The 23,700-nt window shown below is 41.6% G+C and carries 17 protein-coding genes and 1 pseudogene; 11 read left to right on the forward strand and 7 right to left on the reverse strand.

Annotated elements, in window-relative coordinates:
* Nucleotides 1-11: 11 nt before the first annotated feature.
* A complete protein-coding gene (locus C2M30_RS20740) occupies nucleotides 12-707 on the reverse strand; it encodes a 2OG-Fe(II) oxygenase (protein ID WP_105173169.1) in 696 nt (231 codons plus the stop codon).
* 76 nt (nucleotides 708-783) lie between these two features.
* Between C2M30_RS20740 and C2M30_RS20745 the strand changes: the two genes are divergently transcribed.
* Nucleotides 784-1,179 (forward strand): acyl-CoA thioesterase, encoded by a 396-nt coding sequence (locus C2M30_RS20745; RefSeq protein WP_105173170.1) that lies wholly within the window; start codon nucleotides 784-786, stop codon nucleotides 1,177-1,179.
* Here C2M30_RS20745 and C2M30_RS20750 read toward each other — a convergent pair.
* Together C2M30_RS20750 and uvrA are read right to left on the reverse strand one after the other, a co-directional pair.
* Nucleotides 1,176-2,171, reverse strand: coding sequence for a hypothetical protein (locus C2M30_RS20750; RefSeq protein ID WP_105173171.1), 996 nt, complete (start codon nucleotides 2,169-2,171; stop codon nucleotides 1,176-1,178). The two genes, C2M30_RS20745 and C2M30_RS20750, sit on opposite strands and share 4 nt — an antisense overlap.
* A gap of 36 nt (nucleotides 2,172-2,207) precedes the next feature.
* A complete protein-coding gene (uvrA, locus tag C2M30_RS20755; protein ID WP_105173172.1) occupies nucleotides 2,208-5,027 on the reverse strand; it encodes an excinuclease ABC subunit UvrA in 2,820 nt (939 codons plus the stop codon).
* Nucleotides 5,028-5,357: 330 nt separating this feature from the next.
* Here uvrA and C2M30_RS20760 point away from each other — a divergent pair, with 330 nt between their 5' ends.
* Both C2M30_RS20760 and ssb read left to right on the forward strand, forming a co-directional pair.
* A complete protein-coding gene (locus C2M30_RS20760; RefSeq protein ID WP_105173173.1) occupies nucleotides 5,358-6,746 on the forward strand; it encodes an MFS transporter in 1,389 nt (462 codons plus the stop codon).
* A gap of 16 nt (nucleotides 6,747-6,762) precedes the next feature.
* Nucleotides 6,763-7,437 carry a single-stranded DNA-binding protein gene (gene ssb, locus C2M30_RS20765; RefSeq protein ID WP_100914306.1) on the forward strand — a complete coding sequence of 225 codons (675 nt, stop codon included), beginning with the start codon at nucleotides 6,763-6,765 and terminating at the stop codon, nucleotides 7,435-7,437.
* Nucleotides 7,438-7,489: 52 nt separating this feature from the next.
* Here the strand turns inward: ssb and C2M30_RS20770 are convergent.
* Nucleotides 7,490-7,834, reverse strand: a pseudogene (locus C2M30_RS20770) (HopJ type III effector protein).
* 142 nt (nucleotides 7,835-7,976) lie between these two features.
* Between C2M30_RS20770 and C2M30_RS20775 the strand changes: the two are divergent.
* Entirely contained in the window at nucleotides 7,977-8,465 is a 489-nt protein-coding gene (locus tag C2M30_RS20775; protein WP_105173174.1) for a DUF4442 domain-containing protein, read from the forward strand.
* Here C2M30_RS20775 and C2M30_RS20780 read toward each other — a convergent pair.
* Nucleotides 8,462-10,621, reverse strand: coding sequence for a putative bifunctional diguanylate cyclase/phosphodiesterase (locus tag C2M30_RS20780; protein WP_158683610.1), 2,160 nt, complete (start codon nucleotides 10,619-10,621; stop codon nucleotides 8,462-8,464). The genes C2M30_RS20775 and C2M30_RS20780 overlap by 4 nt on opposite strands.
* 319 nt (nucleotides 10,622-10,940) lie before the next feature.
* Nucleotides 10,941-11,828 carry a DMT family transporter gene (locus tag C2M30_RS20785; RefSeq protein ID WP_105173176.1) on the reverse strand — a complete coding sequence of 296 codons (888 nt, stop codon included), beginning with the start codon at nucleotides 11,826-11,828 and terminating at the stop codon, nucleotides 10,941-10,943.
* A 341-nt stretch (nucleotides 11,829-12,169) separates the two neighbouring features.
* On the opposite strand from C2M30_RS20785, the gene C2M30_RS20790 reads away from it, so the two are divergent.
* The 3 genes from C2M30_RS20790 (at nucleotide 12,170) to C2M30_RS20800 (ending at nucleotide 16,845) form a co-directional block, all read left to right on the forward strand.
* On the forward strand, nucleotides 12,170-12,436 hold the full coding sequence (locus C2M30_RS20790) for a hypothetical protein (protein ID WP_158683611.1): 267 nt from the start codon (nucleotides 12,170-12,172) through the stop codon (nucleotides 12,434-12,436).
* Nucleotides 12,437-12,504: 68 nt separating this feature from the next.
* Nucleotides 12,505-13,734, forward strand: coding sequence for an efflux RND transporter periplasmic adaptor subunit (locus C2M30_RS20795; RefSeq protein WP_105173178.1), 1,230 nt, complete (start codon nucleotides 12,505-12,507; stop codon nucleotides 13,732-13,734).
* A 9-nt stretch (nucleotides 13,735-13,743) separates the two neighbouring features.
* On the forward strand, nucleotides 13,744-16,845 hold the full coding sequence (locus tag C2M30_RS20800) for an efflux RND transporter permease subunit (protein WP_105173179.1): 3,102 nt from the start codon (nucleotides 13,744-13,746) through the stop codon (nucleotides 16,843-16,845).
* A 66-nt stretch (nucleotides 16,846-16,911) separates the two neighbouring features.
* Here C2M30_RS20800 and C2M30_RS20805 read toward each other — a convergent pair whose 3' ends face one another.
* Nucleotides 16,912-19,626, reverse strand: a complete 2,715-nt coding sequence (locus C2M30_RS20805; protein WP_105173180.1) for a choice-of-anchor B family protein — start codon at nucleotides 19,624-19,626, stop codon at nucleotides 16,912-16,914.
* Nucleotides 19,627-19,825: 199 nt separating this feature from the next.
* On the opposite strand from C2M30_RS20805, the gene C2M30_RS20810 reads away from it, so the two are divergent.
* The 4 genes from C2M30_RS20810 (at nucleotide 19,826) to C2M30_RS20825 (ending at nucleotide 23,700) form a co-directional block, all read left to right on the forward strand.
* The gene (locus tag C2M30_RS20810) at nucleotides 19,826-20,365 is read left to right on the forward strand and encodes an MbnP family protein (protein ID WP_158683612.1); all 540 of its coding nucleotides are present in this window, start codon (nucleotides 19,826-19,828) and stop codon (nucleotides 20,363-20,365) included.
* A gap of 1 nt (nucleotide 20,366) precedes the next feature.
* The gene (locus C2M30_RS20815) at nucleotides 20,367-21,476 is read left to right on the forward strand and encodes a methanobactin export MATE transporter MbnM (protein WP_105173182.1); all 1,110 of its coding nucleotides are present in this window, start codon (nucleotides 20,367-20,369) and stop codon (nucleotides 21,474-21,476) included.
* A gap of 89 nt (nucleotides 21,477-21,565) precedes the next feature.
* Nucleotides 21,566-22,612, forward strand: a complete 1,047-nt coding sequence (locus C2M30_RS20820; protein WP_105173183.1) for a proline racemase family protein — start codon at nucleotides 21,566-21,568, stop codon at nucleotides 22,610-22,612.
* Entirely contained in the window at nucleotides 22,609-23,700 is a 1,092-nt protein-coding gene (locus C2M30_RS20825) for a M24 family metallopeptidase (RefSeq protein WP_105173184.1), read from the forward strand. The genes C2M30_RS20820 and C2M30_RS20825 overlap by 4 nt, the downstream gene beginning before the upstream one ends.

The raw sequence follows: 23,700 nt of genomic DNA on the forward strand, positions 1-23,700 counted from the left end.
GCCTAGCTTATTTAGGCACCATAAATTTGTTCTGCGGTATTGAACAGCACCCATGATGTGACAATGTACTTATCATTGGAAATTGGAATACAGCCTCTGTGGGTGTGAGTGAAATACGCCGGTGCAATTACCATAGAGCCTTGCTTTGGTTTAATCTTTTTATTTTGATAATAGAATTCAGTTTCACCACCTTCTTCCACATCATTTAAATAAAACATAAACAGTAAAATACGGTGCAAGCTATCGTTATGACCTTTTTGTGGATATACCTCACTGTGCCAGTAGGGGTAACCACCTTGGCCTGCGGTGTATTTTTGCGCTTGAATTTGACCTAAGCGAAAAATTTGCTGCACTAAAACGGGTAACTGAGGGCGACCTACTTCATCGAAATTTTCTACCGTTAAGTCAACCGGCTGTTTGGTTTTTGGGTGATAAACTTTTAAACCAAATGCGCCAATAAGTGCAAAGAAGTGTTCTTCAAAATACTCAAATACTTTTTCGGTGGTGTTTTGCAGAATATGTTGTAGCTCAGTTTGATATTCGATGTGTTGGTTCAAATATAAGTCTTGGCTATTCTTTTTACTAAGGTCAACGCCGCCACTGGTTTTGCCTTGTGTTAAAAACGGGCTGTTATCAAACTTAGTGAGAAAGTTGTCACAAAACTCCTTACTAAGTACATTGTCGTATACTCGAATAAAATCCTGCATTATTGACCTTATTATTTTAATTATTAATAAACATAACTATAGTGAGCACATATTTAGTTTATAAAGCTCATTTACTATGTTTAGTGAAACACTTATGCCGCGTTTTAGCGAAACAGATGCGTTAGGACATATCAATAATACAGCGCTACCGGTTTGGTTTGAAGCGGCGCGTACCCCTTTTTTTCGTTTCTTTACACCAGACTTAGATTGCAATAAATGGAAACTAATTGTCGCTAAAATCGAAGTGGAATTTAAAGGTGAGCTATTTTATGGTCAGGAAATTACCATAAACTCCAGCATTAGCCGTATTGGCAATTCATCGTTTGTAATTTGCCAAGAAGTGTATCAGCACAATGAACTCTGTGCGGTAGGTCACGCGACAATGGTGCGCTATAACTTTGATAAAAAAGCGTCGGTAGCACTTAACGATGCTGAGAAAGCACAGTTAATGGAACATTTTAAAGCGAGTTAATTATTTTTGAATAAGTGGCTCGCAGGTGAATCACACACTGTAACGGTAAATTGGTAGCCATACTGTGCGTTGTTATCTTTTCTAATGAGTAACACCTCATGGTCATTTAGTTCAACCGCTTTAGTGTTGTTTGGTTTACTGCAGCGTGAATATTTGTCGGCTTCTTGACGATATGCAAACATGGCTACTAGATGATGAATAACTGACTCGTAGCCTTGGTTTATCGGTATTGTTAATTCGTCAGTGGCGCCCGAATCATCATTAAAGCTAATGCTAAATGTTTCTTTCTCTGGCTTTTCTGGTTCAGGTGTATCAGATGGCGTTAACCTATTCTGCTGTTCGTTAAACTTAGCTTGCTCCTTTTCGGTGGTGCTGACGTTTGGGTCAATACTTTGGAAGATTCTATCAATTTCCTGTTGATCGCCTAACCACAGCGACATCAGCTGGAACAGTACGGTAAAACAAACAGTAAAGCGCATCGCATTAGAAAAGAAAGGATGATTGCTTTTTGAAAAGAAGCGCACAATTTTAATGCCAAACGGTTTTGCCAATAAAATAGTAAATAAGTAAAAAGGAACAAACAGTTGGTAAATAAATAAGGCAAATACACTAATGCCTAACAGCCAGCTTGGCAGCACCATTAAAATGGCAAAGTTATGGGTATAATTAAAGTGCGTAGCAGACACACCGGTTACTTCATTTACTAACGACGCACTCGAGGCTAAAGCAAAGTTAGTTATGACTGCATAAAACAGTAAAATCACCGCTTTGCCAGCTAACGTGTCCCAAGCCTTGGTAAACCTCGGCCAAAATTCCATAATTAGGCCAACTAAAGTCAATAACGCTGCAAGCTGATAATCGCCTTGAAAAACCACAAGCAAGGCAAATGATAAACTATAGAGTTTTTCTGGCAGCGATAGCGACTGCCAAAAGTTAACTAGCTTTAATTTTACTAATGTTAACTTTGGCAGTTTTTGACTAATTAATTCCATTTAGGCGCTTTATTTTTATTATTAAGTAAGAGTAACTTATAGCATTTGTTTTAAGTAGCGACCAGTATGAGACACAGGATGTTGTGCAACTTCTTCAGGCGTACCTGAAACTAAAATCTTACCACCGCCAGAACCACCTTCAGGGCCTAAATCAACAATCCAGTCGGCAGTTTTGATCACATCAAGGTTGTGCTCGATAACCACAATGGTATTACCGTGATCACGTAAGCGATGCAATACAACAAGTAATTGCTGAATATCAGCAAAGTGTAAACCTGTCGTCGGTTCATCCAGAATATATAACGTTTTACCGGTATCGCGTTTAGATAATTCGCGGGCCAATTTAACACGTTGCGCCTCACCGCCAGATAGCGTTGTTGCCGCTTGGCCTAGGCGAATATAACTTAAGCCAACATCCATCAAGGTTTGTAATTTGCGTGCAATAGCGGGAATTTTGTCAAAAAATTCGCGCGCATCTTCCACGGTCATATCAAGCACTTGGTGAATATTTTTGCCTTTGTATAGTACTTCTAAGGTTTCACGGTTGTAACGTTTACCTTGGCATACATCACAAGGTACATATACATCAGGTAAAAAGTGCATTTCTACTTTAATTACACCGTCACCCTGACATGCTTCACAGCGACCGCCTTTTACGTTAAAGCTAAAACGTCCTGGTTTATAACCACGTGAACGGGCTTCTTGCGTGCCTGAAAATAACTCTCGAATCGCAGTGAAAATACCTGTGTAGGTAGCAGGGTTTGAACGTGGAGTACGTCCAATAGGGCTTTGGTCAATATCGATGACTTTGTCGAATAAATCCATACCAGTAATGGATTTATAGGGTGCAGCTTCGGCAGTTGTTGCGCCATTGAGTTCAGTATGCGCCACTTTGAATAGGGTGTCGTTGATTAAGGTAGATTTACCAGAGCCAGAAACGCCCGTAATACAGGTCATTAAACCAAATGGAATTGATAGGTCGACATTTTTTAAGTTATTACCTGTTGCGCCTTTTAACTCCAGCCATTTATCTTGAGGCTGGTGGCGAGTCGCAGGTATTTCAATTGCTTTGGTGCCCGCTAAATACTGTCCGGTAATTGAGTCCTTACAGTTTACAATGTCGTCTCGGGTACCTTCTGCAATAACTTGCCCACCGTGCACCCCGGCACCTGGGCCAATATCAATAATATGGTCCGCAGCACGTATCGCATCTTCATCGTGTTCAACCACAATTACAGTGTTACCTAAATCGCGTAAATGGGTTAGCGTTGCAAGCAATCGGTCATTATCTCTTTGGTGCAAACCAATTGAGGGTTCATCTAAAACGTACATAACGCCAACAAGGCCAGCACCAATTTGGCTGGCAAGGCGAATACGCTGTGCTTCACCACCCGATAACGTATCGGCGCTGCGCTCAAGTGATAAGTAATTAAGGCCAACGTTTACCAAAAACGATAAGCGATCACTAATCTCTTTTAAGATTTTCTCGGCGATTTTTGCTTTTTGTCCGCTAAAGCTTAGCTCGCTGAAAAAATGCTGTGCTTCACCGATACTCATGCGCGTTACGTGAGGTAGATTAGTAGTGCCAATAAATACATTACGCGCTTCTTCACGCAAACGTGAGCCATGACAGCTAGGGCAGTCTTGATTCGTTTGGTATTTGGCTAGCTCTTCACGTACTGAATTTGATTCAGTTTCTTTGTAGCGGCGCGCCATATTATTAAGCACACCTTCAAATACGTGATTTCTTACCACGACATCGCCACGGTCGTTACGATATTGAAATTCAATTTTAGTACGGCCCGAACCATTTAGTACCACTTTTTGCGCATCGGCTGGCAGTTGTTCAAACGGTGTTTCAACATCAAAGTCGTAATGATTTGCAACGGCTTGCAGCATTTGGAAATAATAAAAGCTGCGCTTATCCCAACCGCGAATAGCACCGCCAGCAAGGCTAAGTTCTGGGTTTTGTACCACACGGCTTGGATCAAAATACTGGCGGACCCCTAAACCATCACAGCTTTGACAGGCACCCGCAGGGTTATTAAATGAGAATAAACGCGGTTCAAGTTCAGTCATGGCATAACCACAACTCGGACAGGCAAAGTTCGCTGAGAAAACAATTTCGTCTTTTTCTGGCTCATCCATGTAGGCGATTTGTGCCACGCCATTTGATAATTCTAATGCTTGTTCGAACGATTCAGCTAAACGAAGTTGTAAGCCATCTTTTACCTTGATACGGTCGACAACTACTTCAATTGTATGTTTTTTATGGAGTTCTAGCGTTGGCGGATCTGAGAGATCGCATACTTCGCCATCAATTCGCGCGCGAATAAAACCTTGTGCTGCTAAGTTCTCAAGTAACTTGATATGTTCACCCTTACGCTCTTTCACGACAGGGGCAAGCAACATTACTTTTGTGCCTTCGGGCAGCTCAAGTACCTGATCGACCATTTGACTAATGGTTTGTGCGGTAAGCGGTAAATCATGAGTTGGGCAGCGTGGTTCACCAACACGGGCGAAAAGCAGCCTTAAGTAATCATAAATTTCGGTGATAGTGCCGACGGTAGAACGTGGGTTATGAGATGTTGATTTCTGTTCTATCGAAATAGCTGGCGATAAACCTTCAATATGGTCTACATCTGGTTTTTCCATTAAGGATAAAAATTGACGCGCATACGCAGAAAGTGACTCAACATAACGGCGCTGACCTTCGGCATATAATGTATCAAATGCCAGCGATGATTTTCCTGAGCCAGATAAACCAGTGATAACAATCAGTTTATCGCGTGGAATGGTTAAGTTGATATTTTTTAAGTTGTGCGTGCGGGCGCCGCGAACCTCGATATGTTCCATTGTTATCCTATAGCATTAGCGAACAGCAATATTGCGCCTAGTATTGCATTATATTGTATAAATATACAGCCCTAACTTATACCGATGCCCCAAATGGCTTATCATGTTATAAGGCTAAATTGCGTATTTAATAGAGCTTGGTAGGCGCAAATTTTAATGGGTAATAGTTTATCTAAGCAGAAATTACCTGCTTGGATCACCTTAAGTAGCGGAATTAGTCGAGTACCTGAAGCGAGAAACACTTTTAACCAAATACGGGTTAGAATAACCAATAAGGTTTATGGTAAACTTGCCGCCTTAATTTTCTAATCATTATTTGCTAATTCGTTAATGTCAGCTTCTTCATTAAATGCTCTTGAAAAACGCACAGCGGTGTCGCTTGCATGCGTATTTGCATTTCGCATGCTTGGCTTATTTATGCTTATGCCTGTGCTTGCAATCTACGGTACTGAATTAGAAGGGTTTTCGCCTTTATGGATTGGTATTGCGATAGGCGCATATGGCTTAACACAAGCGCTTTTACAAATTCCTATGGGCTGGTTATCAGATAAGTTTGGCCGTAAACGGGTGATTGTAGCGGGCTTAATTATGTTTGCGATTGGCTCGATAATAGCGGCTATGGCCGAATCAATTTACACCGTAACCCTTGGGCGTGCATTACAGGGAATGGGCGCAATTGCCGCCGCTGTATTGGCGCTAGCGGCCGATTTAAGCCGTGATGAGCAACGTCCTAAAGTAATGGCTGTTATTGGTATGTGTATTGGTCTTAGCTTTGCTGCAGCCATGTTGCTAGGCCCAATGATTGCGGCGTCGTTTGGCGTGAGTGGCATATTTTGGCTGACGGCATGTTTGGCTGTGTTGGGTATTTTTATAGTATTAACTGTGGTACCAACCGCGGTAAACCGTGCACCAAAAGGCGATACATCAGCCTCTTTGAACGATATAAAAAACCTAGTGAAACACCCGCAATTAGTGCGTTTAAATTTAGGTGTGATGTTACTTCACTTAACTTTAACGGCGGTATTTGTTGCGCTGCCGGCTGAACTTATTAAAGATGGGTTAGCCGCAGAAATGCACTGGAAGCTTTATATTCCGGTTTTATTATTGGCGTTTGTATTTATGGTGCCAATGATGATTATTGCGATTAAAAAACAAAAAGAAAAAATGGCTTTTTTAGTGTCAATCGCACTGATTGTCGCAAGTTTAATGAGCTTAAGTTTGTTTGGTTCAAGCGCACTTATTATTGGCGTGTGCATGCTTATTTATTTTATAGCGTTTAACTTTTTAGAAGCCACAATGCCGGCATTGGTTGCGCGCATTTCTCCTGCAGGCCAAAAGGGATCAGCAATGGGGGCTTTTAGTTCTACCCAGTTTTTAGGCGCGTTTTTAGGCGGTATTATTGGTGGGTATTTCGCGCAAGTAAGCGATGCTCAGACAGTATTTGCCGCAGCAACCTTGGTTGGGGTAATATGGTTTGCTATAGCGTGGGGAATGGAAGTACCACCAAAAAGTAAGCTGATAAGCTTACTCACTGAATTACAAGGGGAGAAAGAAAATTTTGACCCTGAAAAAGCAGCCGAAAAGTTAGCAAATGACCTTGCTGATTTACCGGGTGTATTAGAAACCACCGTAGTACTTGAAGAAAATCGTACATACTTAAAAGTAAAAGAATCAGAATTCGATTTGCAACAAGCGAAAGCGGTTGCAGGTATAGTTTAATTAAAGGAGACAGACCATGGCTCGTGGTATTAACAAAGTGATCCTAGTTGGTAATTTAGGCCAGGATCCAGAAGTGAGATATATGCCAAACGGTAACGCAGTTGCCAATATCACACTTGCAACGTCTGACAGTTATAAAGATAAAAACACGGGTCAGTTAGTCGATAAAACCGAATGGCACCGTGTGGTGTTTTTTGGCAAGTTAGCTGAAGTTGTTGGTGAATATTGCCGTAAAGGCTCACAAATTTACGTTGAAGGTAAATTACAAACGCGTAAGTGGCAAGATCAGCAAGGCCAAGAAAAGTATACAACTGAAATTGTAGTTGATGGCTTTACCGGTCAAATGCAAATGCTAGGTGGCCGCGGTGATAACGCGGGTAGCAATTCTGGTGGTGGTTTCCAACAGCAGAATCAACAGCAATCAGGTTTTGCACCACAACAATCACAAGGTTTTAACCAAGGTGGTCAACAGCAACAAGGTGGCTTTAACCAGCAACCGGCACAGCAGCAATCAGCGCCAGCACAACAGTCTGGCGGTTTTGCACCACAGCAAGGTGGTCAGCAACAATCTGGTGGTTTTGCGCCACAGCAGCAATCAGGCGGCTTTGCACCTAAGCAAAATGCACCACAAGGCGGCGCATCAAACCCAATGGAACCACCAATTGATTTTGATGATGATATTCCGTTCTGATCACTAAGATTAGTTAATAAAAAACCAGCATTTTGCTGGTTTTTTTATGCGGTTATTTTACTTCAAGCGCATTTTTAGCGAAGTTCACACCCGCCCAACCTGTATTTATAAAGTTGCGAATATTTTGGTGATCGTCACCATCTGGGTGTTGTAACACATCTACTCGGTAGTAATCGCCAAAGCAGTTTAGCGTTTGCTCTTCATTTAAGTTGCTAAGCTTTGCAAAGCTGAAAATTTTGCAACTACCCGCATTTTCACCAGCGTTATTGGTGAGCTAGCCATTGGTAAAGTGCTGCGCTGTATAGTTGTATGTTTCCTCAATCACAGCCATTACCTGTTGAAAAGTAACACTTTCAGGAGAAGTCTTAAGTTGTTCAAGTAGCGTTTCTAGGGTCATAATGCTTACGTCAAAAAGTTAAAAGCACACTATGCAACTTATTGGATTGTCAGTGAAATAGTATTTAGCTATTTGATATTTTGCTGTTTGAGTTTGGTTGCGGTAATCTGGGTGGTCAAACCAGTTGAGTTGAAAAAATAGTATGGCAAATAAATTAAGCAAGCTTGTTAATAAAATCTATAAACTGCCAAAGTCGACCCATGAATTTTTACTGACTAAGTTATTTACCAGTCAGGTTAAATTTGCGGGCACTGCAAAACTACGGGTTTTATCGATTAGTAATGACAAAGTAGTGGTTAAACTTGCAAATAAAAAGCGAGTACAAAACCATATTGGTGGTATTCATGCGGTTGGTGCAGCATTAGCTGCTGAATCAGCGTCGGGCATAGTGTTTGGTATGAATGTGCCTGATAGCCACTTACCGTTACTGAAATCAATGACGCTAGAATACAATAAGCGCATGCAAGGTGATATAATGGCAACAGCGCAGCTATCATCTCAAGTGATCACAGCAATCAGCAGTGATGAGAAAGGGGACTTAATTGTGCCTGTAGTCCTTTCTGATGAAAGTGGTGATAGCCCAATACATTGCGAAATGCGTTGGGCTTGGGTGCCGAAAAAGCGTCGTTAACAGCAGGCCTTTTGGGTTAGCGTGTTAGCAGCTAAATACGCTTTTAGCGCATCGATTTCTAACGGTTTGGCATACAAATAGCCTTGTTCTATGTCTATGCCTAAGGTGCGCACTATTTCATGTTGGGCTGTAACTTCAATGCCTTCTGCTACGGTGACAATATCGTGGCATTTGGCAATGGAAACAATCTGATGCAATAGTGCCGCATCTTGATCTTTTTCATGGATATGAGTGATAAAGCTGCGATCGATTTTTAACTCGTGAATTGGGTAGTCTCGCATTTGAGAAAGTGATGAATAACCTGTACCAAAATCATCGAGTGAAATTAAAAAGCCATAGCTCATTAGTTTTTCAAACAAGCCCTGCACCGCGCCTTTATCTTCAATAAAAATAGATTCAGTGACTTCTAAAATCACGCGATTTGGCGAGATTTGGTAATGCTCGACATGATGCTTAAGAATATCAAATAGCGGTGTGTACATTAGCTGATACGCCGATACATTTATTGATAAACTGATTTCAGTGTATTTCAAATTTTGCGCATAGTCGTAAAGCGCTTGTTGAATAACAAACTCCCCGATATCGGCAATTAGCCCTGTTTCTTCTGCGATTGGAATAAATTTATCTGGTGCAATTAAGCCGAGCTTTCTATTGTGCCAGCGCAACAGAACTTCAACACCCTTAACTGAGCCATGAGCAGAGCAAATTTGCGGCTGATAGGTTAAATAAAGCTCTTTATTTTCAATCGCATGTTTTAGTTCAGTTTCAATGTCTACGCGCTGATGTAATTGTTCTGCTAAGCCTTTATCAAAAAAACAGTAACGATTTTTTAGCTTTTTAGCTTCGAACATGGCTATTTCCGCATAAATTTCAGCGGTTTGTGGATCAATATGTTCATCAGCATGGTAAATGCCGATGCTTGCGGTTATTGAAAGCTGTAAATTATCGAGCATCATTGTTTGCTCAATCACGTTTAAAATATTACGTGCTAACGAGCTACTTATACTGCGATCAACTGTTTGTAAAATAACAAAAAATTCATCGCCACCGGTGCGTACCGGCAAAGCGTTTGATGGGCAAGATTGCGATATGCGTTCGGCAATTAGTTGCAAGGTTTTGTCGCCAGTGTGGCGACCAAATCGGTCATTAATATGTTTAAAGTTGTCTAGATCGATGCACAAAAGGGTGTAGCGACCTTGATTATGAATTTGTTCATTAACTAATGTGTTATCAAAGAAGTAGCGGTTCGCTAGTTTGGTGAGTTTGTCGAAGTTGGCTTGTTGATACAGTTTGTTTTTGTAGCCAAGATCAAGTTGGTACAAGTGTCGCGTAATAAAAAAAGTGGCAACAATAGTAAGCAAACCAAACGCGCCAATCCAGCTGGCAAAGTTGCTTACTTCGTTGTAGATAGTTTTTAACGGCACTCTAACCGCAATAAAAGTATTAAAATGCGTATTGTAGGAAATGCCAACTCTTACATTGGCAATACCTCGGGTGCGGTTGGTGTAAATAGACACACCGTCACTTTGTAAGTACTTATCGACTGTGCGGCCAGTGGCTTTTTGAACGCTTTTATTTACGTAGGCAACAAATGCAGGTGGCATAGGTTGGTTGTAGGCTTTACCAAGATCACCATGCAGTGACTTTGGTGCTGTGTGGTAAAGGCTCCAATACTGATCTTTAATGCGTGGTTTTTGCGTAACCAATATCTCCATGCCTTTATCTAAAATATTGTAACGCCAAGGGTTATATTGTGAGTTTAAATTTATCTCAGCCACCATTAAAAGCGGAGGTTGAGCATTGCTTAACTGCGATAAATAGCTAATCGCCATGCGCAGTGAGCCATCGTTCGCTTCGTAATACGGAATACTAAACAGCAATTTATTACTTTGAATAACCTGCTTAATGCCAAGCTCAGATAAATTTGTTGCAGGCTTAGCAGAGGTTTTTCGGGTTGTGTGTAACGCCGTTAGCTGCTGATTATTAGTAAGTTGGAAGTAACTTACATTCAAATAGCGAGGAAAGTTGGCGAACGTTTCTTGGCTTATTTGTGCCAGCGCTTGCTGACTGTAAGGTTGCTTTAGCTCTGATAGCAATCTCTCAGCCATAGTAAACACGACTAAATGTTGTTCTAGCTGAGTAACTGAAGAATCCATAATGAATTCTGAGTGTGCTCTTATTTTCTCATCGACTTTGGCCAAATGATTTTGATAATGCATAGCGACAAGCGTTGTTGCTAAAACAAAAATTAGCGCAACAATAATGATAAAGAGGCGGCCAAGAAAAGAGCTGTAAAAATGTTTTATTTCAGACAAATCGTACATACATTAATGAAAAACGTTCCATTGCCTTGTTAGCAAGTTAAAACTTTTAGAGTTTTATAGTATATCAACAATAGGCATGAAAGCCCTGTTTTAAATCAATCAAGTAATATAGATAACGCTAACTGTAGCGCAATTTTGGTGGTTTAACCTGCTAGCGTTTGGCTTTTACTAACTTTTGTATTGCCAAACCACACACTATAAAACCCAAACCTATAATCGTGGTGGAATGAATTGCTTCTCCCAGTAAGGTGTAGATAAAGATAAGTGATAAAAACGGCGAAATAAAAATTAAGTTACTAACACTCGCTGTGTTTTCAGCTTTTTTCATTGCCATTAACCACAGCACAAATGTAATACCCATTTCAAATAACCCAACATAAGCTGCTGCTAGCCAAGCTTTGCCTGTAGGAATTTGCCAAGCGTTTTGCCAAGTCAGTACTAAGGCAATAAATGGTAAGCCGATAGAAAAACAAATAAATAAACTAATTACTGGTTTATCAGTGTTTTTGGTACTAAAAATCCAATACAGTGCCCAAAGTAGTGTTGATAATAAAGCAAGCCCAACACCCAGCGGGCTTTCAAAATTAAGCTCAGTAAATTGCCCTTTTGTACTAATAATCAGCACACCTAAATAGGCAAAAAGCAATGCGGCAATATCAACTTTTCGTAGGCGTTGACCGAGCATTGGTACTGCAAGCAAACTTAGTGCAATCGCCCACGTGTAATTGAGTGCCTGCGCTTGCTGTGCGGGTAGTAAATCATACGCTTTAAACAGAATGAGGTAATACAAAAATGGATTAAGTATACCTAATTTTAAATACAGTAAAGGTTTAGTTAAAAACGCCGTTTTGACGTGTTTGTAGTCACCGTTCACAAGCAAAAATATAGCTAAAAACAACCAGCTAAATGCAGAGGCATAAAACACCAACTGAAGTGGTGTAAGTTGCATCAATGCGAGTTTAAATGCAGTAGCTACCGTCGACCATAAAAAGACCGCTGATAACGCGTACAGAATTGCATGTTTTTGGTTTTTTACCATTAGTCGTTTAATTTAATTGCAAAGATAAAAATGAGTGTATGTATATTTTATAACATCTAGATGGCTATGTTAGTTAAATATGCTGATCTATATGGTTATTAATATGTTAAAAGCGGTATTTTAATTTCGAGCGCATTGTTTTGGTATTGATCTTTAGTATCTAGGACCTACTGATTTGCGTTATAAAACGAAGTTGTAGTAACAACAGATGCTTGCCTTGGGGCTAGCTAAGTTTTATACAATCACGTATACTTTTTTACGTTATGCGAATTTTATATTTAATGCTTATTTTCAGTATTTTTCTAAATCCACTTGCGGCAAACAGTATGCAAGGGGAGGAAATGTCGTGCGCTGAAATGCATCAAGTAGAAAAAAGCATGGAAAGTTCAAATCACAGTTGTTGTGATGACAGTCAAATGCAGCAAGAAATGGCTAAGCATGATTGCGAAACCTGTAATGATTGCAGTGCAAAATGCCATACCTCATGTTGTGTCTTTTCGGCATTCGCCTTCTCAGAGCCAATAGCAAAAGAGCTCGCGTATTTCACCATTGGGCTTTCAAACTACCCAACGCCACTGCAAGTTAGCATTATACCGCCAATAGCTTAATTCAATGTTTTAAGCCGTATTTGCCAACGTCAAATACACCTTATTTATTTGAATTGAGAACTAAATCTATGAAAAATTTATTAATTATTTGCTTAACGCTTTTTGCAAGCCTGAGTTTTGCAAACGTGTCATCGCCTAATCTGGTAAATGAATTGACACAATCACCTGCCAAAAACACCAAATTCGTCTGTCCAATGCACAGCCATATCGTTAAAGATCACCCAGGCAAATGTCCAATTTGTGGTATGGACTTAGTGGAGCTTTCAGCACCTGAAAGTAGTGAAGAAGTGGCGATTTCAGTATCAGGGCATACTCAGCAGAGCATGGCGTTAACTAAAGCACCCGTTGAGCGTTCTACATTGTGGCGTTTTATTGAGACCTTCGGCAAGGTTGAGTATGACGAAAATGGCCTAACCCATATTCACCCAAGAGCAACGGGCTGGGTTGAAAACCTACAAGTTAAAACTTTAGGTGCGCGCGTAAAAAAAGGAGAGTTACTTTATGAAATTTACGCGCCTGAATTAATTGTTGCCCAAGACGATTATTTATCCCTGCTTAAAACAAATCCAACCAATAAAGGCTTGAAAGAACGTGGCCGCACACGTTTACGTTTATTAGGTATGTCTGAAAAACTAATCGACCAAGTTGAGAAAACTAAAGAGTCATTGTTTCGCGTGCCTTACTACGCACCACATGATGCGATAGTTTCTGAGCTGGGCATTCGTGAGGGGATGTATGTGCAGCCAGCCGTAAAGCTGATGACCTTGGCGGATCTTTCAAAGGTCTGGGTGTTGGCAGATGTGTTTGAGCATCAAATTGATTGGGTTGAAAATGGTAAGTGGGTTGAGTTTGACCTACCTGCGATTGGTGTTTATGCCATTGAAGGTAAGATTGAATACATCTATCCAGCGCTTGATCCTAAAACCCGTACATTGAAGGTTAGACTGTCTTTAAATAATGGAAACGGTTCATTTAAGCCAGATATGCTAGCAAATGTACGTATTTATGGTGGCCCGAAAGAAGATGTGCTTAACATTCCCGTTGAAGCGCTTATTCGCACTGGTAAGCAGAATCGTGTAGTGGTAGAACAACACGATGGCACCTTTGTCTCCCGTGAAGTGATGGTGGGTATGATCACCCAAGGCCGCGCTGAAATTATGCAAGGGCTAGCACAAGGTGAACAAGTGGTAACTTCTGGCCAATTCTTAATAGACAGCGAATCGAATATTCGCTCGGCTATATTGAAAATGAGCCAAGATGGCAAACCAGCCAAAGCAATGCAGTCGCATCAACACTAGGAGGCGATTATGTTGCAGTGGATTATTCAAACCAGTTTAAAGTACAAAGTATTGGTACTGTTATTGGCTGTCATGCTAGCGATATTGGGCGTTTACTCGGTAAAGCACACACCGCTTGATGCTATTCCTGATCTTTCTGATGTGCAGGTCATTGTTAAAACCAGTTTTCCGGGGCAGGCACCTGAAGTAGTTGAAGAGCAAGTAACATATCCGTTATCAACCAGTTTAATGGCGGTACCAAAAACAAAAACGGTGCGAGGTTTTAGCTTTTTTGGTGACTCTTACGTCTACATTATTTTTGAAGACGATACCGACTTGTATTGGGCGCGCTCGCGGGTATTGGAATATCTAAACCAAGTTACCGCTAATTTACCAAGTGATGCTAAGCCAACCTTAGGGCCCGATGCATCAGGGGTTGGTTGGGTTTATCAATATGCCTTAATTGACAAAACAGGTCAGCAAAACTTAGCCCAGCTACGTACTTTGCAAGATTGGTTTTTAAAGTACGAATTGCAGTCAGTGGCAGGGGTAAGTGAAATTGCTACCGTTGGCGGCATGGTGCAAAGTTATCAAGTAGTCGTTGAGCCACTGAGGTTAATGCAGTACGGCGTAACACTCACACAAGTAAAGTCAGCAATCGAAAATGCCAATAGTGAGGTGGGCGGCTCGGTGCTTGAAATGGCTGAAGCCGAATACATGGTGCGCAGTCGCGGCTTTTTAACCGATTTAGCTGCGTTTAAAGCCATTCCCTTAGGCATTATTAATGACGACGGTAGCCCGTTATTGCTAGAACATGTTGCGACTATTCGTTTGGGTCCGCAAATGCGCCGAGGCATTGCCGAATTAAACGGTGAAGGTGAAGTGGTTGGTGGCATCGTGGTGATGCGCGATGGCGAAAATGCACTAACAACCATTGCCAATGTAAAAGCGAAAATTGCACAAATTACCCCGAGCCTACCTGAAGGGGTTGAGATTGTAACGGTTTACGATCGCTCAAACTTAATTGAACGCTCGGTTGAAAACTTACAGTCAAAACTGATTGAAGAAATGATTGTTGTTGCTTTGGTGTGCTTAGTATTTTTAATGCATGCACGCTCAACGCTAGTGGCTGTGATTTGTTTACCGTTAGCGGTATTAGCGGGCTTTATACTAATGCGCTTAATGGGCATTAATGCCAATATTATGAGTTTGGGTGGTATTGCGATTGCAATTGGTGCGTTAGTTGATGCTGCAATTGTGATGGTAGAAAACTGCCATAAACACCTTGAGCATTATCGCGCTGAAACTGGCGAAAACGCTAAGGGAAAAGCACATTGGCAGTTAGTCAGTAAAGCCGCTGTGGAAGTTGGGCCTGCGCTTTTCTTCTCGCTAATTTTAATTACGGTGAGCTTTATGCCAGTGTTTGCCCTTGAAGCACAAGAAGGAAAATTATTTAGCCCGCTTGCCTATACCAAAACCTTTGTAATGGCAGCTGCGGCACTGTTAAGCGTGACCTTAGTGCCTGTACTAATGGGGTATTTAGTGCGTGGCAATATACCAAGTGAGCAAAATAATTATCTAACACGTGCGTTAGTAGCAATCTACCGCCCGATTCTAGACCTGTGCTTAAAAGTACCTAAATTTACGCTGTTGGTTGCTATTGTGATTGCGGCATCAAGTTATTACCCGCTTTCTAAATTAGGCAGTGAGTTTATGCCTGAGCTAGAAGAGGGTGATTTACTCTATATGCCAACCACGCTGCCGGGAGTTTCCATTGCGGAAGCGGGTGAAATACTGCAACAAACCGACCGCTTAATTAAAACTCAACCAGAAGTGCTTAGTGTATTTGGTAAAGTAGGCCGTGCAGAAACCGCAACCGACCCTGCGCCGCTCACCATGCTTGAAACCACCATTCAGTTAAAACCAAAGAGTGAATGGCGCGAAGGAGTTACCCTTGAAACCATTATTGCTGAGTTGCAAGCGAGTGTGAATTTTCCGGGACTTGCCAATGCCTGGGTGCAACCGATTAAAACCCGTATTGATATGCTATCAACTGGTGTTAAAACGCCAGTTGGCATTCAAATCTCGGGCGATGATTTAGCGCAAATTGAGCAAATAGGCCGTGATGTGGAGCGTATTTTAGCGGATGTTCCGGGTACCTTATCGGCTTATGCTGAGCGGGCGCAATCAGGGCGCTATATTGATATTTCACCAAGACGCAAAGATGCTGCCAAATACGGTTTGAATATTGCCGATATTCAAAATCTCGTTAAGTATGCTTTGGGTGGCGCTAATATTGGCCAGTCGGTGCAAGGCAAAGAACGCTTTCCAATTAACTTGCGCTACCCACGTCGTTACCGCGACCAAATTGAAGAGCTAAAAACATTACCGTTTTTATCACCAACGGGGGCATGGGTCACACTAGAGCAGGTTGCTGATATTGAAATTAAAGATGGCCCAGCAATGATTAAAAGCGAAAATGGTCGTTTTATTGCGTGGACATTTGTCGATTTAGCGCCAGATACGATTATTGGTGATTATATTGCGGCTGCCAAGGTGGCGCTGGATAATGCGTTAGTGTTACCAGCCAAACACAGCATTCGTTTTTCAGGCCAGTACGAGTATATGGAGCGAGTTATCAGTAAATTGGAATTACTAATTCCAATCACCTTGGCGATTATTTTTATTATTCTTTACCTCGCCTTTAACTCGTCATTGCAGGCTACATTAGTGATGTTAACACTACCTGTGGCACTGGCGGGTTCATTGTGGTTTGTTTACTTGTTGGATTATCAGTTATCCGTTGCGGTTGCGGTAGGTATGATTGCCCTTGCGGGGGTTGCGGCTGAATTTGGTGTCGTGATGCTGATCTATCTTAATCAGGCGCTAAAACAACATCAGGATATTTTAACTGCGGTTAAACAGGGCTCGGTACAGCGTGTTCGCCCTAAAGCGATGACGGTACTGACGATCGTAATTGGTTTAACACCGATTATGTTAGGTGGCGGCACGGGCAGTGAGGTGATGCAAAAAATTGCAGCGCCAATGCTTGGCGGTATGGTGATTAGCCCACTGGTGAGTATGTTGGTATTACCTTGCGCTTATTACTTGTTGTATCGCAATAAAAAATAAACACACCTCAACGTAAAACAAAAAAGCGCCAATCGGCGCTTTTTTAAGTCAACAGACCTAATAGTTTTACCTTCTACGAATTGCTAACAGCGACATCAGAAGTAATAAGTAAATAGGTAAACTACCGCTCGATGAACTCGATTTTTCAGGCTCTGGTGGAGCAACCGGTGCAACAACAGTAATGGTTAATTCATCACTGCTGCTTGCGCCATGTTCATCGGTAGCAGTAAATGAAATGACGGCAGTTCCAGCGTCGCTAGTGGCAGAAATGCTAGGCGTTAAGCTGTCTTCATTGGCGATATTAATTGCAACACCAGATACTCGTTGCCACTGATAAGTCAGTTGTTCAGTGCGATCATCGCTGGCAGTTGCTGCATTTAAAACCGTTGATGCATTTGTTGCCAGTTCGATATCGTTACCTGCGTATACCTCAGGTGCGCTATTGCTGTCATCATCTGAAATGGTGATTTCAACCTGTTGATTGCTTAACAAGCTGTCATCATTATTAGTAAGTTTGATAATAAAGCGTTCGGCATCTTCAATTTCTTGATCGTCCGTAATGCTAAATGAAATGGTTTTATTAGCTGTGTCGCCTTCAGCCCAAGTTACTGTGCCATTCTCAAAAGAAATATCGTCACTGCTCGCTGTTAGGTATTCAACTTGGTAGTCAAAGGTAATTTGACCACGGCTGCCACCCATGCGGCTTAATTCAATATTTACATCACCTGTTTTTTCAGAGAAGGTGTGGCTTGTTTGAACAAAACCAACCTTGCCTTGGCTGGCAAGGCCATTAATTGTGACTTTCATAATACGATTGTCGCCAATTTCAAGGTTGCCTGATGCGTTGTGTAAGCGAATATAAAAGTCTTTAAGTGATGTTTCACCGTTTTCAGTAAGCGCTATGCCAATCACTTTAGGAGCGGTATCGTTGGCTGCCCAGGTTAACACTTGCGTGCTGTTACGTTGGCTCATATCGCTATTGAGTTGTGCACTACCATTGATGATTTCAAATTCAACGCTGGCTTCATCGTTAACTGCGGATGGCTTAGTGACGACAAGGCGCAGTTCATCACCGCGCTCAGCAGTTAATTCGGTGCTTTCAAACGCCACGTTAACACTGTTATTGCGAGAGGTATCTTTAACAATGTATAAGCCGCTATTGATATCACTAATTAAAATATTACCTGAAGGCAAGTAAGGGTAAGTACCCCAAGCACCATTAAATGATGGATTATCTGATGTTGGGAAAGTATCGAAATAACCGACTTCTTGCGGGTTGATTGGATCGCTAATATCTAAAATGGTTAAACCACGCTCGTAATTAGACATGTAATAACGGTTGCCTTTAACAAAGCCGTTGTGGTCTATGGTGCGGTTATTACTGGTCCATTTACCAACAATCGTTGGTTGTGTTAAATCGGCTAAATCTAGAATGCGAACTGTGGTATTTAAACCGCCTTTATTTTCATCAAACTCATCATGCACATACACGTAGCGTTTGTTTTCGTGCCACCAACCTGAGTGAATATACTGGCTGCTGCTATCGACATCATCATAGCCTACTTGTCCTAAACGTTCGGTATTAGCAGATTGTGTTGCATCCCAAATGCGAATTTCATTTTCGTTAAAATCGATAAACACATCACACACACCGCTCGTGGCATTAACGCAATCTCGCGTAGCACGGGTGTCGTTTATTGACATGCTGGTGGCGTCATGTGTGTAGTTTGCGCGTGATGTTGAGCCAATATCAAAGCTTTTGCTGGGATTGTTGGGCGTTGTTAAATCATAGGTAGTAAACGAGCCGCCATATTTGTTTGAACCAACAATTTGCATTTTTGCAGATTGGCCGTTGAGCGGCAGATTTAAACTGTAATCAACATTACTGATATACACGTTATGTGCGCTATTTACTGTGAAATTTGTGCCTGCAAGCGATACCGATGTAGGTAAATTATTTAGATTAATAATCTGCACGCCAGTGTTTGCTTCAGCTGTTACATAGGCGTACGCTTGATAGGCGTTTAATGTATTGTCGAAGTATTGCAGTACTTTTATATCGCGCCACGTCGTATTTGCCCCAGCAACATGACCAACTAATGTTGGGTTTGTTGGGTCCGCTAAACTGTATACGCGAATGCCATCAGAGAACCCCATAATGGCGTATTCAATGCCATTATTTAAATCAACATGTCCCCAAATATCATTGCCTGAGGTGTTTGCTGGCAATGGCACATGCGCGACTAAATCTACATTGTTACAGGAATACGAACCGGCACGGCCATTTTCACATGCTGTGCTACTTTGCTGTTCAAAAAGCGCTTGGTGACGAGCTAGTTTTTGTTTTAACTGTTTTGAAATTGTTAAGCTTTTAGTGTCTGCAATGACATTAAAGCCAGCCTTTTGCAACATGTCATGCAAGGCGAGTGGCGCACCAACAATTTGTGTTTTATTGCTATTTGGGTTCTGTACTTGAAAGTGATCAAAGCGGTTAAAACCACCTAACACGGGCACTAACTCGCTTTGTAAGTAAAAAAGCTCAGACTCATTTTTTAATTCGTATTGACCACTGGCGACCAATACTTTGTCCCCTTTACTGGCTTGCGATACAGCGTAGGCGATGGATTTACATGGCCTGACGGGGTTGTTGCAGTCACCTTTATCCATTCCGTTGGTGGCTACAAAACGTGCTTTGTCATGTTCGGTGTGGGCAAGCGCACTGAGGCTAGTAATGCTACTTGCCAAAGCAAGTGTTAGCAGTGTAAGTTTCTGAGTCATCATAACTTTGTTAGGATCCTGTTCCTGTATTAATTACAGTGTAACTAATCAATCAAGAGAGTAAACCACCTTGCTGCGGTCATTTTGTATACTTTTGTTAATGAGTTTTTTGTTTGCATGTCAAAAACCATCAAAGACTAAAATTGAATTTGTTGTAAAACAACATGGCGTTCAACACACATGTGATGAGCGGCAAACGCTTATGTGGTTTGTCTCAGAATTTGCATCAAAGACGGCAATCTCAATTAAGCCCAGTCATTTTTCATCAAACAGCGTTGCCTTAATTGGTGCAAATTGTGAGAAAAGCAGTTGGCAAGTTGAGCTTATGGCAGGTGATTTAGACGGGGACAAGCTATCATTTTCGATGGCGGTTCCGTTTAATGAAAATCATCTTAATCCACTTACTGCGGCATCACCACTTCACATTAGTGAAATGTTTTGGAGTTGGCAGTTAGGCCATAAATTTTTCCGCTTTGATGGCGACAATGGGTTTGCTTTCCATTTAGGCAGTACCGGCTGTAAAAGTGCATCGCGTTTGCGGGCGCCTTCAGCACCGTGTGCTTACCCAAACCGTTATCGGTTTGAACTAGCCCAATTCGATGCGCAAAAACCAGTTATTTTAGATTTAGATCGTTTACTTTCTGAGGTGGATCGTTCTCGCTCTTGTATGAGTGAACAAGCGAACGAGATTTGTCAGCAGTTGTTTAGCAACTTAACAACTAAGATATTTTATCAGGAATAATATGCGTCGTTCTTTACTATTGTTGGCACTATTACTTGTCGGTTGTAGCGAACCAAGCAAGCCATATCAATGGCAACTACCTGAGGGCTTTCCGCAGCCTCAAGTACCTTCAACGAATCCGATGAATGATGCCAAAGTTGAACTTGGTCGCCATTTATTTTACGACAAAAACTTGTCAGCAAATGGGTTGCAAAGCTGTGCGTCATGTCATCAGCAAGATAGAGCATTTGCCGAAATGATCCCAACTTCGATTGGTTCGACAGGTGAGCTACATCACCGTAATGCGCAGGCCTTAGTGAATGTTGCTTATAATAAAACACTGACCTGGGCTCACTCTGAAATGACCGAGTTGGAACAGCAAATTTTGCTCCCGCTATTTGGAGAAGCACCGCTTGAAATGGGTGTAACAGGGCATGAAGAAGAGGTATTAGCACGCTTTAATACGCCAGAGTACAACGCATTATTTGAGCGCGCTTTTGGCAAACAAGAAGCGAGTTTCGATCACATAGTTAAAGCGCTTGCTAGTTTTACCCGTAGTTTGATTTCGTTTCAAAGCCGTTTTGATCAATATGCTTACGCCATGCAGGATGATGCACTGACAGCAAGCGAAATACGCGGTATGGATTTGTTTTTTTCAGAGCGTTTAGAGTGTCACCATTGTCATGGTGGCTTTAACTTTACGCAATCAACGACCCATCAAAAGCAGCAATTAGACCGTCATCCATTTCATAATACAGGCCTTTATAATATTGATGGCAAAGGAGCTTTTCCACAAAGCGATCAAGGATTATTTACTATCACAGAAACGCCACAAGATATGGGTAAGTTTAGAGCGCCAACATTGCGTAATATCGCCTTAACAGCCCCTTATATGCACGATGGTAGTTTACAAACGTTAGAGCAAGTAATTGATTTTTATGCCGATGCTGGCCGCAATATTACAACGGGCAAGCATCGCGGTGATGGCCGTGAAAACCCATATAAAAGTGCATTTATTAAAGGTTTTCAGTTAACTGAACAAGAAAAGCAAGACTTAGTGGCATTTTTACACACTTTAACTGACGAAAAGTTTATTAAAAACAAAGCATTCAGTAATCCTTTTAAACAATAGCTACTTACCCAAGCAGGGCTTTATATTGATTTTAATATTTACAAAGGTATATTGTATGCAAATATTGATTTCGATATAGAAAGCTAAATATGAACACAAATGCGTTTGCAAATTGGCAACCAAGCAAAGCAATGCAGCAAATTACCACTTTAGAAATGCACACAGGTGGTGAACCGTTACGCATTATTACATCGGGGTTTCCTGCATTAAAAGGCGACACCATTTTAGCAAAACGTCAGGATTGTTTAGCTAATCATGATGATTTACGAAAAGGCTTGATGTTCGAACCGCGTGGTCATGCAGATATGTATGGCGCATTGATTGTTGAGCCCGAGCGCGATACCAGTGACTTGGGTGTGCTGTTTTTACATAACGAAGGCTACAGCACCATGTGTGGCCATGCCATTATTGCACTATCTAAAGCGGCAATTGAAGCGGGTGTGATACACAAAAAAGAAGGCGTTAATCAAATTAATTTTGATGTGCCTTGTGGTCAAATTCGCTCATCGGTAACCGTTAATAATGGTGAAGTTAGCGATATTCGCTTTTTAAATGTGCCTTCATTCTTAGCGCTAAAAGCACAGCAAATAGAAGTTGAAGGCATAGGAACTGTGACTTTTGACTTAGCCTACGGCGGCGCGTTTTATGCCTATGTAGATGCAGATACCATTGGTTTGTCTCTTAAGCAAGATAACAGTAATCAAATTATTGATTGGGGTAAGCGTATTAAACAGGCGGTGATTGCCGGCACCGAAATTAACCACCCTTTTGAAGCTGATTTAAGCTTTTTGTACGGCACTATTTTTGTTTCGCATAGCCAAATGGAACACCTAGATTCGCATAGCCGCAATGTGTGTATTTTTGCTGAAGGTGAGTTAGACCGTAGCCCAACAGGTTCGGGTGTAGCGGGGCGAGCAGCGATTCACTTTGCTAAAAACGAAATTGAAGCACAACAAGAGATTGTGATTGAAAGTATTTTAGGCTCTCAGTTCAGCGTTAAGGTAGTTGATACACTAGAATATGGTGATTACATGGCGGTGATCCCCGAAGTGAGTGGGAACGCCAATGTGGTGGGTAAAAACACTTTTTATTTTGATCAGAACGATGCATTAAACACAGGATTTATTTTCCGATGAGTACCCCATTTTTATCGCGCCAAGCGACGTTTCGCAGTTTATTAACAAGTTCACAGCTCGATAGCGCTTTGATTTTTGGCTACGAGAATATTCGTTATTTATCTGGTTTTAGCGGCCATGCCGCGTATTTAGTGATTAATCAAAATAGTGGTTATTTAGTCACTGACTACCGTTACGCAGAGCAAGCCACAAATGAAAGCCAAGGCTTTGAAGTAATTTGTCGCGACCGTGATAACGAAACGTTAGGCCATTGCTTTAATCGCCTTATCGACAAAAATGCTAAGTTAGGTTTTGAAGCTGATCATATTAATGTTGGGGCTTGGCAAGCAATAAATGCAGAGTTGTCAGTTGCACAATTAACACCAATACAAGGTGTTGTTGAGCGTATGCGCGCAGTTAAAGATGATTGGGAAGTGAAGCAAATTGAGCTTGCAGCGGCGATTGCTGACCAAGCACTTAATGAAACCTTGCCTTACTTTAAAACCGGAGCCAGTGAGCGCGATATTGCACTAGAGCTTGAATATCGCATGCAAAAGCTCGGTTCAAACGGCATGAGTTTTGACACGATTTTGTTATTTGGCGAGCGCACCTCTTTGCCACATGGTATGCCGGGTGATCGCAAACTCGCTGTTGGTGATTTTATTACCCTAGATTTTGGCGCTGTAATTAATGGTTATCGCTCTGATATGACGCGCAGTTATATTTATGGCGAAGCCTGTGAAAAACAACAATTGGTTTATCAAACTGTCGCAGATGCACAGGCCGCAGCTATGGCTGAAGTGGTTGCAGGTGCTGCGGCAACTGATGCTTTAAAAGCAAGTCATCGAGTTATTGTAAATGCCGGTTTTGCTGAGTATGCAGGTGAAGGATTAGGTCATGGCGTAGGGTTATTTTTACATGAGTTTCCGATTATTAAACCTAACTGTGACTATCAACTTGAAGCCGGTAATGTCATTACGGTTGAACCGGGAATTTATATTCCAAACTTTGGTGGTGTGCGTTTAGAGGATGATATTTTGGTTACTGAAAATGGCTACAAGCTGCTTACTCATGCTCCTAAGCAAATGATTTTACCTGAAAGACGTTAA

It is taken from the genome of Pseudoalteromonas sp. T1lg24 (genome assembly GCF_002964745.1).
GTDB classification, from domain to species: domain Bacteria; phylum Pseudomonadota; class Gammaproteobacteria; order Enterobacterales; family Alteromonadaceae; genus Pseudoalteromonas; species Pseudoalteromonas spongiae.

Excerpts from the sequence above, each read along its gene's own strand:
- C2M30_RS20740 (WP_105173169.1), bottom strand. The coding sequence starts at position 707 with ATGCAGGATTTTATTCGAGTATACGACAATGTACTTAGTAAGGAGTTT.
- C2M30_RS20745 (WP_105173170.1), top strand. The coding sequence starts at position 784 with ATGTTTAGTGAAACACTTATGCCGCGTTTTAGCGAAACAGATGCGTTA.
- C2M30_RS20750 (WP_105173171.1), bottom strand. The coding sequence starts at position 2,171 with ATGGAATTAATTAGTCAAAAACTGCCAAAGTTAACATTAGTAAAATTA.
- uvrA (WP_105173172.1), bottom strand. The coding sequence starts at position 5,027 with ATGGAACATATCGAGGTTCGCGGCGCCCGCACGCACAACTTAAAAAAT.
- C2M30_RS20760 (WP_105173173.1), top strand. The coding sequence starts at position 5,358 with ATGTCAGCTTCTTCATTAAATGCTCTTGAAAAACGCACAGCGGTGTCG.
- ssb (WP_100914306.1), top strand. The coding sequence starts at position 6,763 with ATGGCTCGTGGTATTAACAAAGTGATCCTAGTTGGTAATTTAGGCCAG.
- C2M30_RS20775 (WP_105173174.1), top strand. The coding sequence starts at position 7,977 with ATGGCAAATAAATTAAGCAAGCTTGTTAATAAAATCTATAAACTGCCA.
- C2M30_RS20780 (WP_158683610.1), bottom strand. The coding sequence starts at position 10,621 with ATGGATTCTTCAGTTACTCAGCTAGAACAACATTTAGTCGTGTTTACT.
- C2M30_RS20785 (WP_105173176.1), bottom strand. The coding sequence starts at position 11,828 with ATGGTAAAAAACCAAAAACATGCAATTCTGTACGCGTTATCAGCGGTC.
- C2M30_RS20790 (WP_158683611.1), top strand. The coding sequence starts at position 12,170 with ATGTCGTGCGCTGAAATGCATCAAGTAGAAAAAAGCATGGAAAGTTCA.
- C2M30_RS20795 (WP_105173178.1), top strand. The coding sequence starts at position 12,505 with ATGAAAAATTTATTAATTATTTGCTTAACGCTTTTTGCAAGCCTGAGT.
- C2M30_RS20800 (WP_105173179.1), top strand. The coding sequence starts at position 13,744 with ATGTTGCAGTGGATTATTCAAACCAGTTTAAAGTACAAAGTATTGGTA.
- C2M30_RS20805 (WP_105173180.1), bottom strand. The coding sequence starts at position 19,626 with ATGATGACTCAGAAACTTACACTGCTAACACTTGCTTTGGCAAGTAGC.
- C2M30_RS20810 (WP_158683612.1), top strand. The coding sequence starts at position 19,826 with ATGTGGTTTGTCTCAGAATTTGCATCAAAGACGGCAATCTCAATTAAG.
- C2M30_RS20815 (WP_105173182.1), top strand. The coding sequence starts at position 20,367 with ATGCGTCGTTCTTTACTATTGTTGGCACTATTACTTGTCGGTTGTAGC.
- C2M30_RS20820 (WP_105173183.1), top strand. The coding sequence starts at position 21,566 with ATGAACACAAATGCGTTTGCAAATTGGCAACCAAGCAAAGCAATGCAG.
- C2M30_RS20825 (WP_105173184.1), top strand. The coding sequence starts at position 22,609 with ATGAGTACCCCATTTTTATCGCGCCAAGCGACGTTTCGCAGTTTATTA.